Source organism: Sphingomonas sp. MMS12-HWE2-04, from assembly GCF_044881185.1.
Lineage (GTDB): Bacteria > Pseudomonadota > Alphaproteobacteria > Sphingomonadales > Sphingomonadaceae > Sphingomonas.
Map to the genome: position 1 here is coordinate 1,550,817 of NZ_CP173254.1, position 15,288 is coordinate 1,566,104.

11 protein-coding genes and 2 pseudogenes are annotated in these 15,288 nt (G+C 65.5%); 5 read left to right on the forward strand and 8 right to left on the reverse strand.

Translation table 11 applies throughout. The annotated features are described in order from the left end of the window. Nucleotides 1-85: 85 nt before the first annotated feature. A complete protein-coding gene (locus tag AB2M62_RS06960; RefSeq protein WP_404338812.1) occupies nt 86-2,428 on the reverse strand; it encodes an LPS-assembly protein LptD in 2,343 nt (780 codons plus the stop codon). A 121-nt stretch (nt 2,429-2,549) separates the two neighbouring features. Between AB2M62_RS06960 and AB2M62_RS06965 the strand changes: the two genes are divergently transcribed. The 3 genes from AB2M62_RS06965 (at nt 2,550) to AB2M62_RS06975 (ending at nt 5,299) form a co-directional block, all read left to right on the forward strand. Then, on the forward strand, nt 2,550-2,990 hold the full coding sequence (locus AB2M62_RS06965; protein WP_404338814.1) for a DNA polymerase III subunit chi: 441 nt from the start codon (nt 2,550-2,552) through the stop codon (nt 2,988-2,990). A 78-nt stretch (nt 2,991-3,068) separates the two neighbouring features. Beyond that, the gene (gene ndk, locus AB2M62_RS06970; RefSeq protein WP_404338816.1) at nt 3,069-3,491 is read left to right on the forward strand and encodes a nucleoside-diphosphate kinase; all 423 of its coding nucleotides are present in this window, start codon (nt 3,069-3,071) and stop codon (nt 3,489-3,491) included. A gap of 227 nt (nt 3,492-3,718) precedes the next feature. Next, nucleotides 3,719-5,299 (forward strand): beta-xylosidase, encoded by a 1,581-nt coding sequence (locus AB2M62_RS06975; RefSeq protein ID WP_404338818.1) that lies wholly within the window; start codon nt 3,719-3,721, stop codon nt 5,297-5,299. Between the two features lie 3 nt (nt 5,300-5,302). On the opposite strand, the gene AB2M62_RS06980 is transcribed toward AB2M62_RS06975, so the two are convergent. The 7 genes and pseudogenes from AB2M62_RS06980 to AB2M62_RS07010 all read right to left on the reverse strand — a co-directional run bounded on the left by AB2M62_RS06980 (nt 5,303) and on the right by AB2M62_RS07010 (nt 12,421). Beyond that, nucleotides 5,303-6,670, reverse strand: a complete 1,368-nt coding sequence (locus AB2M62_RS06980) for a sensor histidine kinase (protein ID WP_404338820.1) — start codon at nt 6,668-6,670, stop codon at nt 5,303-5,305. After that, nucleotides 6,670-7,388: pseudogene (locus tag AB2M62_RS06985) on the reverse strand (response regulator). The gene AB2M62_RS06980 and the pseudogene AB2M62_RS06985 overlap by 1 nt, the downstream one beginning before the upstream one ends. Continuing rightward, entirely contained in the window at nt 7,316-7,954 is a 639-nt protein-coding gene (locus AB2M62_RS06990) for an EF-hand domain-containing protein (RefSeq protein ID WP_404338822.1), read from the reverse strand. Before AB2M62_RS06990 ends, AB2M62_RS06985 begins: the two are co-directional and overlap by 73 nt. Before the next feature lie 149 nt (nt 7,955-8,103). Beyond that, the gene (locus AB2M62_RS06995; RefSeq protein ID WP_404338824.1) at nt 8,104-8,877 is read right to left on the reverse strand and encodes a thioesterase family protein; all 774 of its coding nucleotides are present in this window, start codon (nt 8,875-8,877) and stop codon (nt 8,104-8,106) included. Continuing rightward, entirely contained in the window at nt 8,874-10,352 is a 1,479-nt protein-coding gene (locus AB2M62_RS07000) for a class I adenylate-forming enzyme family protein (protein WP_404338826.1), read from the reverse strand. The genes AB2M62_RS06995 and AB2M62_RS07000 overlap by 4 nt, the downstream gene beginning before the upstream one ends. Nucleotides 10,353-10,436: 84 nt before the next feature. Then, nucleotides 10,437-11,141: a glutathione binding-like protein gene (locus tag AB2M62_RS07005; protein ID WP_404338828.1), complete on the reverse strand. Its 705-nt coding sequence runs from the start codon at nt 11,139-11,141 to the stop codon at nt 10,437-10,439. Between the two features lie 47 nt (nt 11,142-11,188). After that, nucleotides 11,189-12,421, reverse strand: a complete 1,233-nt coding sequence (locus tag AB2M62_RS07010) for an MFS transporter (protein ID WP_404338830.1) — start codon at nt 12,419-12,421, stop codon at nt 11,189-11,191. 283 nt (nt 12,422-12,704) lie between these two features. Here AB2M62_RS07010 and AB2M62_RS07015 point away from each other — a divergent pair, with 283 nt between their 5' ends. Continuing rightward, nucleotides 12,705-13,925, forward strand: a complete 1,221-nt coding sequence (locus AB2M62_RS07015) for an acyl-CoA dehydrogenase family protein (RefSeq protein ID WP_404338832.1) — start codon at nt 12,705-12,707, stop codon at nt 13,923-13,925. Nucleotides 13,926-14,027: 102 nt separating this feature from the next. After that, nucleotides 14,028-15,100: pseudogene (locus AB2M62_RS07020) on the forward strand (acyl-CoA dehydrogenase family protein). Nucleotides 15,101-15,288: the final 188 nt, after the last annotated feature.

The window sequence follows — 15,288 nt, forward strand, 5'->3', positions numbered from 1 at the left end:
TCATCCATCGCGGAGATCGACGCGCTATACGTCAATTGTGCCTGAACCAAGGCTGAGCGAACGCGCCCCTCCCTTGGCCCGGAGCCTAGCGGCCGAGGTTCTTGAACGCCAGCGACAAAAGGAAGCTGTCGCCGCGCTGCGCGTCGCCGGTTGTCTCGTAATCGCGCTTCCAGGTCAGGCCGAGGCGTAGGCAGTCATCCTCATAGGTTACGCCGAGCCGATGGCGTACCGGCTCGAAGCCATCGGCCTGCGAGGTCAAATCCTCCTCGCGATTGGTTAGGTCGACCAGGATCGACCCCGAAACCGACCAGAAGCGTGCGATCTGGACGCGCGCGCCCATCCGCGCTTCCTCGCGGTCCTGCAGGTCTTCGAGTGCGGTGGTGATGTTGCGGTTGAGCCGGAGATAGCCGAGCTCGACATAGGTGCTGCGCGAGCCGACCGTCGCGTCGAGTTCGTTGCGCCGCACCGCCAGGCCGTCCTTGTCCAGGCGATAGCGGTGAGTCAGGCTGATGAAGTCGCGGAACCGGATCACCGTCCGCCCGACAATATCGGAAACCCGCTCGGAAAGACCGGTCCCGTCGGGGAAGATCGGAGCACCCGAGGTCAGTCGATAGCTCTGGCCGATATTGGCGTCGATGCTGAACCCGGGAAGGTACAGTGCATAGTCCATGCCATAGGTGATGCGGCTGGAATCGTCGAAGCGGTCATAACCGGGGAAACGGTTGAGCGCGAAGAGGTTTGAATCTTCGAGATCGACTGCACGCGCGTCTTCGTTGGGAACGTCGAGATTGTCGGTATGCGGTGATGCGACCAGCTGGATGCGCGGCGTGATCCGCTGCGTCCCGCCGAACATCTCGCCGATCAGCGGCCATTTCATGTCGAGCGCGAGCGCACCGATGCCGCGGAACTGAAAGCCTTCGAGTCCGCGATAGCTGGGCACCGTGGTCAGCAAGGTGTCGTGCGTGTTGTACACGTCGCTGCGGCCATAGGCCGTCAAGGTGAGTTCCTGGCCCCAGGCGGTCAGCTTGCGCACGTCCCAGCGCGCGCTGGCGAACGCCCGCTGCGAATCCTGGCCATCGGAACGGCCGATCGCCAGCGTGTTGACCTGGAACTCGAAACGTCCGCCGACCAGGCCGTCGTTCATCCGGCGACGATAATCGAGTTCGGGAAGCGCGATCGGCTGCATCCCCTGCGATTCGCTGACGCGCAGCGTCTGCACGGCCCAGGCGTTGATCGAGAAATAGCTGTCGTCGTCGATTCGCTCGACACGAAGATTGTTGCGCAGGCGGTCGTCGCGCGAAATGTCGTAGCGGCGCAGGAAGGTGCGATCGGTGGCGACGCGGAAGGAGCCGCTGACGCTCCAATTGGGATCGAGCTGGAACGTGCCTACGGCATCCAGATAGCCGCGGAAATCGTTGCGCGAGGTCGCCGGCGTGATCGGCACGAGCAAGTCGTCGGCACGGCGGCTATAGGTGCCGTAGCCGGTGACGCGATACGCTCCGATATCGGTAAGCGCGCGATACTCGGCCTGCAGCATGGGAAGCGCGCCAGTATAGATTCTCGGCGTCACCGTCAGGTCGCGATCGGGCGCGAGGCTGAAGAAATAGGGCAGCGCGAACTGGAAGCCGTTGGTGCGGCTATAGCGCAGGTCAGGCGTCAGGAAGCCGTCGTCGCTGGTCCCGCCGACAGGATGCGAGAACACCGGCAACGGTACGGTAATCAGTCCAAACACCGAGATGCGCGCGCCGGTATAGCGGATGCGGCCCTTGTCGGGATTATAGACCACCCGATCGGCGGTGATCTTCCACGAGGGTTCCTTGGGGCAGCCTTGCGAATTGGTCACGGAGCACGGCGAATAGGCCGCGTTGTCGACGATGATGATCCCGTTTTCTCGATGGCCGCGCTCGGCGGCGATGCGCCCGCCGGCATCGAGTACGACGAGCATGTTCTCTACTACGCCGTCCTTCAGCGTGTCGGTCAACTCGATCTTGTCGCCATAGGCGGTGTCGCCTTCAGGATTGACGACGACGATGTTGCCGTCCGCCATCACCTGCCCGGTCTTGCGGTTCCACACCACGCGATCGGCGCGAAGCCGGTCGCTCTCGCGATAAAGCCGCACATCGCCGCTCGCGGTGACGACGTCCTTCTCATAGTCGTAGTCGATCTGGTCCGCGGTGAACTGGATCTGGTCGTCATCGGGCAGGGCTACCGTGGATGGCGGCGGCACATCGACCGTTGGCGTCTGAAGCGACGGCGATCCGTCGGCCGAAAGCGCCGGCACCGTCTGCACGGGCACGTCGGGCGGCGTTTGCGCCAGATCGGGCTGGCGCGTCGGCGATTCGGGCGGATCGGCAGTCACCTGCGCGCGCGCCTCGGCCGCGAGACAAAGCCCTAAAGCGGCCGAAAGCAGCAGCGCCTTGCGCGTCACGAAATATCCCACCTTTGTTCTTCACTCCCGCGCACGCGGCGACGTCCGCCCTATCCCAGCGGTTGCGCCATCGCAACTTCGCGTGCGTTGGCCCGAACGCACAGAGGGGCTAAGAGGGCGCATGCAAGTCGATTTCTACCATTTAACCCAGGTGCCGCTCGAACGCGCTTTGCCGCAGATCGCCGAAAAGGTCCTCGCGGCGGGTGCGCGACTGCTCGTCGTTGCCGACGAACAGGCGCTGCGCACCAAGGTCGATCAGCTGCTGTGGAGCTATGCGCCCGAAAGCTTCCTGCCGCACGGTCAGGCTGGCGGCGAGGACGATGCTCGCCAGCCCGTGCTGATCGGCGACGACGCCGAGGCGGGCAACGGTGCGCGCCATATCGCGCTGGTTGACGGGCGGTGGCGGGACGAAGCGTTGAGGTTCGATCGTGCATTTCTCTTTTTCGACGAAGAGAAGGTGCGCGAGGCGCGACTGGCGTGGAAGTCGCTGGGCGACCGCGAAGGGATCGAGCGGCGATATTGGAAGCAGAACGACGCGGGCCGCTGGGAGCAGGCCGCCTGACGCATCTTGCATCGGGCGCGTCCGCGGACTAGGGAGCCGCGACTTTTCCACACCTCTAAATGCAGGAGCCGCACGGCCATGGCCGCGACCCGGACCTTTTCGATCATCAAGCCCGACGCGACGCGTCGCAACCTGACCGGCGCGGTCACCAAGATGCTGGAGGAGGCCGGCCTGCGCGTCGTTGCTTCCAAGCGCATCCAGATGACCCGTGAACAGGCCGAAGGCTTTTACGGCGTCCACAAGGAGCGCCCTTTCTTCAACGATCTCGTCTCGTTCATGATCTCGGGCCCGGTCGTCGTGCAGGTGCTCGAGGGCGAGAACGCCGTCCAGGCGAACCGCGACGTCATGGGCGCGACCAACCCGGAAAACGCCGATGCCGGCACGATCCGCAAGGAACTGGCCGAGTCGATTGAAGCCAATTCGGTCCATGGTTCGGATTCGGAAGAAAATGCCGCGATCGAGATCGCGTTCTTCTTCAAGCCCGAAGAAATCGTCGGCTGAACGGCTGATGCCGCCCCGGTACGCGCCGGGGCAGGTACATGGAACGGCGTCGCCTGATCCCAGGCGGCGCCGTTCGTGCGTCCGGCCGGTCGGCTCGGCTGGCTTGCAATGTAGGATTTTGTCTGCTTGCCTTTCCCGGTGGATGCGCTCGATGCGCCTCCGGGCGGTTTGGCTTGCGCGCGTAGGAGGCGAGCCGCACAACCGCGGCCCGAAAATGGGGGAATCGCATGGTGTGGGTCAGGGATTTGGTGCGGACGACGTGCGCCGCCGCGTTGCTGATCGCCGGGTTGCCAGCACTGGCAAGTCCGCTCGATCCGGTGCGTGCGATCCAGATCGACGTCCGCCAGCCAGGTCCGCCGATCGATCGCTTCTTCTATCTTTCTATCGGATCGGATTTTCCGGGCACGCTGATCCGGCCGGACAGCCAGGCGCAGCTTGCCACTGCGGTGGACGAGCTGGGCTTCCGCTATATCCGCTTCCACGACATCTTTCACGATGTGCTCGGCACGGTGCGGGTAGTCGACGGCAAGACGGTCTACGACTGGACTAAGATCGATCAGCTTTATGACGGTTTGCGGGCCAAGCGGCTGCGCCCTTTCGTCGAGCTCGGCTTCACGCCCAACGCCTTGCGCAGCTCCGAGCAGACGATCTTCTATTGGAAGGGCAACACCTCGCATCCCCGGTTGCAAGGCTGGCAGGCGCTGATCGATGCGTTCGTGCGGCATGTGCGCGAACGCTATGGCGCCGAGGAAGTCCGGCGCTGGTATTTCGAGGTCTGGAACGAGCCCAACCTCGCCGGCTTTTGGGAGAAGGCCGATCAGCCTGCCTATTTCGAGCTCTATGACGTGACTGCGCGGACGATCAAGGCGATCGATCCGGCGCTGCGCGTCGGCGGACCGTCCACGGCGGGCGCGGCATGGGTGCCCGAATTCCTCGATCATGTCGCGAGGGCCGGGGTCCCGGTCGATTTCGTGACGACGCACACTTATGGCGTCGACGGCGGCTTTCTGGACGAGGAGGGAAAGCAGGACACCAAGCTTTCGCCCTCGCCCGATGCGATCATCGGCGACGTGCGCCGCGTGCGCCAGCAGATCGAGGCGTCGAAATATCCCGGGCTGCCGCTGTTCTTCACCGAATGGAGCACCAGCTACACGCCGCGCGACTTCGTCCATGACAGCTATGTCAGCGCGCCCTATATCCTCACCAAGCTCAATCAGTCGCGTGGGCAGCTCCAGGGGATGAGCTATTGGACCTATAGCGACTTGTTCGAAGAGCCGGGCCCGCCGCCCACCCCGTTTCATGGCGGCTTCGGACTGATGAACCGCGAGGGGATCCGGAAGCCGGCCTGGTTCGCCTATAAATATCTTCATGCGCTCCGCGGACGCAGCCTGCCGGTCACCGATGAGCATGCCATCGTGTCGGCGGACGGCAATCGCATCGCAGCCTTGGTGTGGGACTGGCACCAGCCCGATCAGAAGGTGAGCAACAAGCCCTTCTACACGCGGATCCTGCCCGCGGCGCCGAGCGCCGACGTCGAGCTCCAGCTGGGCGGCGTGAAGCCGGGCAAATATAAGATCCAGTTCCGCCGCACCGGCTTTCGGGCGAACGATCCGCTCTCGGCCTATATCGACATGGGAAAGCCGGCGAACCTGGACCCGGCGCAGTTGAAGAAGCTGCAAACGCTGACCAGCGACGCCGTGCAGCAGGAGCGAACGGTGTGGATCGGGCGCTCCGGGCGCCTGTGGATCCCGGTGCCGATGCGGACCAACGATGTCGTTCTTGTCACGCTGGAGCCGGTGCGCGGATAGCGATCAGGTCCGCGGCAGCGTGATCGTTGCCAAAAGGCCACCGGAGTCGCGATTGGCGAGCGTGATCGTGCCGCCGGCATCGTTGACGATCGCGCGGGCCAGCGCGAGGCCGAGCCCAATGCCGCCCGTCTCTCGGTTGCGCGAAGTCTCGAGCCGCGTGAACGGATCGAACACCGCAGCGATCTTTTCTGGCGGGATGCCGGGCCCGCGATCGGCGACTTCGATCGCGACCTGCCCGGGCGTAGAGCGTAGGGCGACCTCGGCACCGCCGCCATATTTGACGGCGTTCTCCAGCAGGTTGCGCACCGCGCGGCGCATCAGCGAGGGGCGCAGATGCATCTTGAGACGCGGCGCCTCCTCGAAGGTCACGTCGTTGCCCAGGTCGCGGAAATCCTCGACCACGGCATCGATCAGCGCCGAGAGATCGACATCGGTCGGCGGCTCGCTCGGGCGCCCGAGCCGGGCGAGGCTCAGGATATCGTCGAGCGTACGGTTCATCTCGTCGATCGTGTCGGCCATGCGGTTGCGATCGTCGTCATCCTCGACCAATTCGATCCGCACGCGCAGCGCGGCGAGCGGAGTGCGTAGATCATGCCCGATCGCGCCGAGCATGCGGTCCTTCTCGTCGAGCATCGCCGTCACGCGCAGGCGGAGCGCGTTATAGGCGGTGATCACGGCGCGGATGTCGCTGGGCCCCTGTTCCTCAACGGGCGCCGCACCGTCGCCGGGGCGGAAGCCGCGCGCGGAGACGGCGAGCGAGTGCAACGGGCGTGCGATCCGGCGGCCGGCGAAGAGCACCGGGATGAGCACGACGATGTAGAGGATCAGCGTTTGTGCGACGAGTTGCCAGATCAATCCACGCTCCGAACGTGGCCAGCCGCTGCTGAGCGACAGCCAGCCTTTTCCCGGGATCTGCGCGGCGATCATCAGCTCGGCACCGGCGCGGCGCAGCCGCTCGGCGCGGCCAGGGCTCATCCGCTTGAGCAGAGGGCGATGATCGACGATCGGCCGCGTCACCGCGACGATATCGCCGACCTTGACGCCGGCGTCGGTTAGGCCCTGGCGAAGATCCTCCTCGATGTCGGATCGCCGATCGAGTTCTGCGGGGATCGGGTTAGCTGGCGTGACTTCGACGCGCATCCTCCCGTCTAGAACATGCTTCGGGCGCTTGTCGGCGAGCGCGTTGGGGTTGTTAAGCCGCTCGCTTGCGTCGATCAGCCGCGTCGTTGCCGGCACGATGATCTGCGCGAATCGGGCACCTTGGCGTGCGCGTAGCAGCAATCCGAAGTTGATCGCCTGCGCCACGAACAGCGCGACTGCGACCAGCAGCGCGATCTGGCCGGCAAGTGATTTCGGCAGGAAGCGGCGCATCAAAGGCGCGTGACCTCGGCAGCGAGCGTGTAGCCGCCGCCCCATACCGTCTTGATGATCGCCGGGCTCTTGGCATCGGGCTCGATCTTCTTGCGCAGCCGGCTGATCTGGTTGTCGATCGCACGATCGAACGCCGCAGCCTCGCGGCCCTGGGTCAGATCGAGCAACTGATCGCGGGTGAGCACCTGGCGCGGGCGGGTGACCAGCGCGTACAAGAGGTTGTATTCGCCGGTCGACAGCGGCACCGACACGCCTTCGCGATCGACCAGCGCGCGTTCGCCGGTTCGCAGCACCCAGCCGGCAAAGGCGAAGCTGCCGGTCTCGGGCGCATGCTGCTTGGCGCCGCCAGCGGCGACGCGGCGGAGAATCACCTTGATCCGCGCCGCGAGCTCGCGGGGGAGAAGGGCTTCACCACATAATCGTCCGCGCCCATCTCCAGCCCGACAATCCGGTCGGTCTCCTCGCTGCGCGCGGTGAGCAGGATTACCGGCGTCTCGCTGGTCTCGCGGATATGGCGGCAGAGGCTGAGGCCGTCCTCGCCGGGCATCATGATGTCGAGGATGACGAGGTCGATCGCATAGGCAGCCATGCGAGCACGCGCCCCCTCGGCATCGCCCGCCTGCGTCACGCGAAATCCTTGTTTGGTCAGGTATTGTGCGAGCGGCTCGCGGATCGAGCGTTCGTCGTCGACAAGGAGGAGGTGGGGGATTTCGGACATGATGCGACCGTAACAACTCCAGCGGCGGAAGGAAGTGCCCGGGCCGACGAGGAGGGGGACGGCCCGGGCGAGGTTCCGGCGGCCTTAGTCTCCGTCGGCCGGAGGGGGCGGGGGGCGTCGCCTCCCGGACCGCGGCCGCCGGACATGCGCCCCATCCGGGCGCGTGCCGCGTCGATTTCGGCCTTGTCGAGCTTGCCGTCATGGTTGGCGTCGAGGCGGTCGAACCGCTGCGACGCCTGAGCGCGCTGCTCGTCGAGCGTGATCACGCCGTCACCATTGGTATCCATACGCTCTAGCATACGCCCGCCAAAGCGGCCGCCCTGGCTGCCGGTGGGCTCGGGGCGTTCGTCCTTGCTGATCTTGCCGTCGCGATTGGCGTCCATCCTGGCGAAGCGCTGCGCAGCTTCGGCCAACGCTTCCTCGCGCGTGACTATGCCGTCGCCATTGGTATCCGCGCGTGCCATCGGATCGCCCATCGGCCGGTCTTGGGGGCTCGGCTGCGCGGCAACGGCACTGCCGGTAAGCAGCGTCGCTCCAAGCAGGGCAGCGACAAAGGTCTTCTTCATCTGCGAAACTCCTGTCGCCGGCGGTGGTGAGCGCCGCGGCGTCCAGGTGTTATCGCGGCGGGGTGTCGCATGGATTTGTCACGCTACGGACAAGTTGTCGCAATTTGTCGCAAGTCTCGGCCTGGGCGCGCGATGTGAACGATTTACCCTCAGCCAAATATGGCTACGCTCTGCATCGCCTCGGCGATCGGGTCGCCAGCAGCGTTCCAGATCGTCATGCGCTGGCTCGAATTGCCGTCGCGCGCGGAGTTGGCGCGGGCGTGGAGCAGCCACCAACCGTCTTGCGTGGAGGGCGTTGGCACAAGGAAATTGATCTGCCAGTTGAGCGAGCTGAGCGGCGTCGCGCGCTCGGCGGCGAGCTTGAAGGCGGCGGGTGGCAGTCCGTCGCCGATCGCCATCAGCTCGATCATCGGACCAAGCCCGGCGGCATCCCGCAGCCGCGCCCAGCGCAGCCATTCGGCCGGTGCTAGCGCTGCGCCGGAATCGAAGAAGTTGAAATTGCCGGTAAAGAAGGTGTCGGGACCGGTATAGAGTTCAGCATCGGGACGGGGTGGTGCGATCGGCGCGCGCTCGCCCGCCTCGTGCGCGATCTGCGACGGCAGCGCGGACATGAAAACGAAGGTTGCCCGCAGGCCGAGGCCGTTCTCGGAAGTCACATCGGACTGGAGGAACGCCGCATTGCGTCCGCGCCGCAGCTTGGTTGCCGTGACCGTCACGCGGCCCGCGAGCGGGCCGATGAACGCGACTTGGGCAGAGCGAAGCGGCGGAAGGTCCGGCTCCAGGGCCAGCGCGGCGTCGAGCGCGAGCGCAGCGGAGAGACCGCCATAGGCCGTGCGTCCCTGCATCCAATCGCTGGGGATCGTCGCGCTAAAGCCGTGATCCTGGCGGTCGGCCCCCGCGAGAATTTGGGCGATCGGCGTCATCGGGCCAGCCAGGCCTCGCGGAGTTCGCGCTTGAGCACCTTGCCGATCGCATTGCGCGGGAGTTCATCAACCTGCTCGAGCGCCGCGAGGCGCTGGGTCTTGCCAACCTGCGAATTGAACCAGGCGAGCACTTCCCAGGATGCCCCGTCGCCGACGTAGAAGCCGAACGGAGTCTCGCCCCATTGCTCGGATGGCATGCCCACCACGGCACAGTCGGCGACGCCGGGATGTTGGGCGAGCACGGCCTCGAGGTCGGATGGGTAGATGTTGAAGCCGCCCGAAATGATCAGATCCTTCTTGCGATCGAGCAGCGTCAGGAAACCGTCTGCATCGAAGCGGCCGATATCGCCGTGGCGGATGAAGCGATTACCCTTCGCGTCGTACCAGGTCGCGGCGTCGGTCGCTTCGTCGCGACGGTGGTAGCCGCTCATCATCGCTCCCGAGCGGCCGACGACTTCGCCGACTTCGCCCTGCGGCACTTCGCGGCCGTCATCGTCAATCAGGCGAATGTCCTGGCCCTCAATCGGCTTGCCGACAGTGTGAAGCTTGTCCGGGTGTGCGTTGCAAACGAGAACCGTGGTGCCGCCGCCTTCGGTCATGCCGTAATACTCGACCAGCAGTCCGGGCCAGCGGGCGAGGACTTCGGCTTTGAGCGCGGCGGGGAAGGGCGCGCTGGTGCAGGTCTTGAGCTGGAAGCTGGTGAGATCGAAGCCGTCAAAATCGGGCAGCGCCATCAGTCGCTGATACTGAACCGGGACCAGCATCGTCACGGTGGCGCGGTGCTTTTCGGCTTGTATGCAGTAATCGCGCGCATCGAAGCGAGGGAGCAGCACGACGGTGCCGCCCCAGCCGAGCGTGGGGAGGAAGCTGACGAGCGTGGTGTTCGAATAGAGCGGTGTGGCGACCATCGTCACCGCCTCGCCGAAGCCGGCGGGTGCGCGGGCGATATGGACCCAGCGCATGGCATGGGGCTGGATGATGCCCTTGGGCGTGCCGGTGGTGCCGGAGGAGTAGATAATGTTGAACGGATCGTCGGGTCCGACCTCGGCGTGAACAGCTACGGCATCCTCGGGCGCTAGCCAGGCGTCGAGCGAATCCAAGGCGATTTTGCGGGACGTGGTGTCGATGGCTGGGCCGGCGGAGTCATGAAACAGTACGGGCGCGGCGCAATCGGTCACCATCGCGGCAAGCTGGGCGGGGGTCGCCGAGGGGGCTAGCGGGGCGGCCACGCAGCCGGCGCGCAGGATGCCCAGGAAAGCGAGGGCATAGGCCAGCGAATTGGCGCCGAGGATCGCCACCGCCTCGCCGGGCTGCACGCCATCGCGCTGGAGCGCGGCGGCCACGCGATCCATGCCGCGATCGAGCTCGGCATAGGTCAGCGAATCCTTGCCGCAGACGATTGCCGTCTTATCTGCGCGTTCGCGCCCGTGCGCTCGGATCAGATCGGCGAGGCTCGCGAAATCGCTTGCTAGCATCGCCCCGGCGCTTTGATGTTCCCCCATGAACAGGGACGCTACCGAAGCGCCGGCCCGATTGCCATACGCGAAATTCGAAAAGCGTCAGGCCTTGGCGGTGCGCGCGGTTTGTCCGAACAGCACCGCGCGCTGCTCGTCGGTCATCGGCGCGGCGTAGGAACGGACCTCGCCGCCCTTCTCGTACGCACGAATCGTCGCGGGACGTGACGCGATCGCGTCGAACCAGCGCCGGATATTCGGAAAGTCGGCGAGGTCCTGCTTGTGCGCCTCGTGCGGTACGATCCACGGATAGATCGCCATGTCCGCGATAGAATAGGCGCCGCCTGCAACGAACTCGCGGCCTTCGAGTTGTCGGTTGAGCACGCCGTAGAGACGATTAGTCTCGTTGGTGTAGCGATCGATCGCATAAGGCACTTTCTCGGGCGCATAGACATTGAAATGGCCATTCTGCCCGGCCATCGGGCCCAGCCCGCCCATCTGCCACATCAGCCACTGGCTCTGCTCGATCTTGGCGCGCTGTTCGGGGCCGAAGAACTTGCCGGTCTTGTTCGCGAGATAGAGCAGGATCGCCCCGCTCTCGAACACACTGATCGGCTCGCCGCCGTCTGCGGGGGCGCGGTCGATGATCGCAGGCATGCGATTGTTTGGGCTGAACTTGAGGAAATCGGGCTTGAACTGCTCGCCGGCGCCGATGTTGACCGGGTGGATCTCGTAATCGAGCCCCGCCTCTTCGAGGAAGAGGGTGATCTTGTGGCCGTTCGGGGTGGGCCAGTAATAGAGCTCGATCATGTCAGTCTCCGGTGCCTTGGGCGCGCGAGATGGGGGCAGCGGCGTTGTTACGCAACGGGCTCTGCGACCCGATCGTTGGCGGCCCCGACACGCGGCACGACGCGAAGCAGGACGATCAGCAACGCGCCGAAGGCGAGCCCGGCGGCGAGCACGAAATTGCCCGAGGGAAAGCCGCGTTCGGCGCCATAGGCAAGCGTCTGGCTGAGCACCAGCGGCGCGAGGATCAGCGCGACGCTGTTGAGGCTCGCCATTCCGCCCTGGAGCGCGCCCTGGTGCTGCGCGTCCGTCATCCGCGAAAGCAAGGCGTTGATCGACGGATAAGCCAGCGCCTGGAACGCGCCGATCGGGATCAGCAGATAGACGATCCAGCCCTGGCGCGTGAACACATAGCCGGCGAAGACCAGCGCGCCGGCGAGCATGCCGAGCACGACGGTGCGTTCCTCGCCCCAGCGCGCGATCGCCTTGCCGGTGACCAGCGTCTGGACCAGCGCCATCGCGATTCCGGAGGCGGCGAGCGACCAGCCGATCGCCTTCGCGTCCCAGCCCAGGGCCAGCTCGCCCCAAAAGGCCCAGGTGGCGGGGTAGACCATATGGGCGAACTGCCAGAGAAATGCGGCCGCAAGCAGCCAGCCGGCATTGCCTGCCTCAAGCAACGGCTTGAACGCCGCGAAGACATGCGCGTCGCCCCAGCGGAACGCGCGCCGCCGCTCGGCCGGCATCGTCTCGGGCAGCGCGACGAGGATCCATAGCGCGTTGAGCCCAGCGAGCACCGCGGCGGCGATAAACGGCGCGCGGGTGCCGAAGCCGGCGAGCAGCCCCCCCATCGCAGGTCCGAGCACGAAGCCTACGCCGAAGGCCGCCCCCATCAGTCCGAAGGTCGCGCCGCGCTTCTCGGGCGGCGTGACGTCGGCGAGAACCGCGTTGGCGGGGCCGTAAGAGGCGCCGGCGATCCCGGCGACGATGCGGCCGAGGAACAGCCAACCGATCGTCGGCGCGGCGGCCATCAGCGCATAATCGATCGCGAAGGCGAGCATGGAGAACAGCAACACGCGGCGTCGCCCGATCGCGTCTCCCAGCGTACCGAGCACCGGACCGGCGAAGAACTGGGTGAGGGCATAGGCAGCGAGCATGTAGCCGCCGATCCGAGTCCCCTCGGCGAGGCCGACATGGGCGAGCTGGGTGACGAGCCGGGGGAGCACGGGAAGCACGATTCCGAAGCCTATCGAGTTGATAAGGACGGCTGTGAGCACGATCGCGACGGCTCGATGGTGAAACGGCATCCGGCTAACCCCCTGATTTGCGGCGTCGTGTTGGGAATTTCGGGCTTAGAGTCGCAGAATGCATGCGAATCGTGAAATTCCGTTGCGTGGCTCTGTAATATTATTGTTCGGCCTATTTGCCTTTTCTTCCCGTGCTTGGAACAATAGCAGAACTGGTGCGCGTAGGACAGCGATCCTTCAGCCTTGTGCATTTGCGTATGCCGCCAGCATCGAGAACGGCGCTTGACGCCCGTTTCACCATACCGCATCTTCGAAACAGGCGCATGAGGCACAGGAGGGGATGATGGCTACCGCACCCGATATCGAAGCGCCGACGGATTCGCTGGCGGCATTTCGCGACGAAGCGCGCGCTTGGCTCGCCGCGAATTTTCCGGCGGTGCTCAAGGGCAAGGACAATGCAATGTCGGCGGTCGAGGGCCCGCATGCGGAAAGCGCCGACGAGCGTGCCTGGCGCGAGGCGATGGGGGCGAAGGGTTGGGGCGTGCCGACCTGGCCCAGCGAATATGGCGGCGGCGGGCTCAGCCGCGCCGAGGCGCGCATATTGCAGGAGGAAATGGCGCGGATCGGGGCGTGGAACCCGATCGGCGGGATGGGCGTGATGATGTTCGGCCCGACCCTGCTGGAATATGGCAGCGAGGCGCAGAAGCGCGAGCACATCCCGGCGATCGCGCGCGGCGAAGTGCGCTGGTGCCAGGGCTATTCGGAGCCGGGCGCGGGATCGGATCTCGCCAGCCTGCAGACCTTTGCCGAGGATGCCGGCGACCATTATGTCGTCAACGGCCAGAAAACCTGGACCTCGGGCGGGCAATGGGCGGACAAATGCTTCCTGCTGGTCCGCACCGACAAGACTAAAAAGCATGAGGGCATCACCTTCCTGCTTTGCGACATGGATATGCCCGGCGTCGAGGTGCGGCCGATCCGGTTGATCTCGGGCTCCTCCCCGTTTTGCGAGACCTTCTTTACCGATGTGAGAATCCCCAAGGCCAATCGCGTCGGCGAAGAGGGGCAGGGCTGGACGATCGGCAAGAGGCTGCTCCAGCACGAGCGATCGAGCCTGTCGGGCGGCGGATCGACCGCGGGGCGGATGTTCGGCGGGGCGCCGCTGGGGCAGATCGCCAAGAAGCTTGTCGGCGTCGATGCCGAGGGGCGGATCGCCGATGCCGATCTGCGCAGCCGGATCGTGCGGCATGAGATGGACTTGCGCGCCTTCCTGCTGACACTGCGGCGCGCGTCGCTGGAAGCCAAGTCGAACGAAGGGCCTTCGGCGGCGACGTCGATCATGAAGAATGTCGGCGCGCGGATCATGCAGGAGCGGTCCGAACTGCTGATCGAAATCCGCGGGCTGGCCGGGCTGGGCTGGGAAGGCGAGGGCTTTGAGGAGGGCGCGCTGAAGGACGTTCGCGCCTGGCTCTTCGGCAAGGCGGTGTCGATCTATGGCGGCTCGACCGAAATCCAGAATAACGTGATCGCCAAGCGCATCCTGGGGATGCTGGATCATCAATAATTCCGTCACCCCCGCGCAAGCGGCGGCCCCTCTCCCGACCGCGGGGCTGGGTGAGAGGACACGAGATGGATCCCCGCTTTCGCGGGGATGACGAGGTGGAAAATGGCAATCCTGACCGAAGAACAGACGATGCTGCGCGACATGGCGCGCGAATGGGCGGACAACGAAGCGCCGGTGAGCGCGTTTCGCAAGGTGCGCGATGCGGCGCCGGCGGCGGGTTATGATGCCGCGACGTGGCGCGCGCAGGCCGAGATGGGCTGGGCGGGCATCGTGGTTCCCGAGGCGCACGGCGGGGCCGGAATGGGCTATGTCTCGCTCGGCCTTGTGCTCGAGCAATTGGGCCGCACGCTGACCGCGACGCCGCTTGCCGCGACGGCTGCCGCGACCAGCGCGATCCTGCTCGGCGGATCGCAGGCGCAGCAGGCCGAATGGCTGCCGAAGATCGCCGCGGGCGAGGTGGTCGCGGCGCTGGCGCTCGACGAGGGGCCGCGCTTCGATCCCGCGCGGATCGCGAGCACGGTCGAGAAGGGGCGGCTGACCGGCATCAAGGCGTTCGTCGCCGAGGGAGACAGTGCGCAGCTGATCGTCGTCGCGGCCGACGATGGGCTGTATCTCATCTCGGGGAAGAGGGCGTGACGCGCAGCCCACGGACTCTGGTCGATGCGCGCAGCCATGCCGAATTGCGCTTCGACGCTGCGCCTGCCGAGAAGCTGGCGGACGGCGGCGACGATCTGCGCACCCGCGTTACCGACCGGGCGGCGGCGGCGCTGGCGGCGGAGATGCTCGGCATGGCCGAGGCGGCGTTCACGCAGACCAACGACTATCTCAAGACGCGCGTCCAGTTCGGTCAGGTGCTGGCGAGCTTCCAGGCGCTGCAGCACCGGATGGCGAAGATGTTCACCGAGATCGAACTGATGCGATCGGTGGTCGAAGGTGCGCTGGAGGCGATCGATTCAGGCCGAGCCGATGTCAGCCAGGAAGTCAGCCTGGCCAAAGCGACCGCGACCGAGACGCTGCATCTAGTCAGCCGTGAAATGGTCCAGCTCCATGGTGGAATCGGGATGACCGACGAGCATGATGCGGGCTTTTATCTGAAGCGCGCGCGCGTGCTGGAGGCGATGTGGGGCAATGCCGCCTGGCATCGCGATCGGTTTGCGCGGCTGAATGGCTATTGAAGAGGCCAGCGACCCCCGTGTTTCCGTAGCGTTACACGCGATTTCGAAGATCGGTTCGGTTTGGAGCAATTGCCACACTGCCATGGTATTTGCGCAACACTCCAGAGCCAGTCCCGTATTGCAACGCTTGTTCTGCTTGACGGATACCGACGAAGCATATGTAATTCGAGGATAGGGTATGGAGCGCA